1 protein-coding gene is annotated in these 284 nt (G+C 48.9%); it reads left to right on the forward strand.

Going from position 1 to position 284, the window contains the following annotated elements; genetic code table 11:
* On the forward strand, positions 1-284 hold a 284-nt coding region (locus tag HC176_RS19280; RefSeq protein WP_245234976.1), incomplete at both ends, for an ABC transporter transmembrane domain-containing protein.

Consider the following 284-nt stretch of genomic DNA (forward strand, 5'->3'; position numbering starts at 1 on the left):
GCAGGTCCGGCTATTATGTACAGTGTACAAACGGGAATTCTCTTTATCGTGGTAATCCCCTACATGTTCCTGCAGGCGCCCGAGCTTACCCTGTATGTGCTCGCTCCCCTGCCCTTCCTCTCCTTTGCCATCTATAAGTTAAGTGTGGCCATCAATAAGAGGAGTACCGTCGTACAACAGTACCTGTCTAAGCTAAACACCTTTACCCAGGAAAGTTTCAGCGGAATCTCTGTGATCAAATCCTACGGACTCGAACCTCAAACCGGAGCCTCTTTTGTCACCTT

It is taken from the genome of Tamlana crocina, assembly GCF_012037625.1.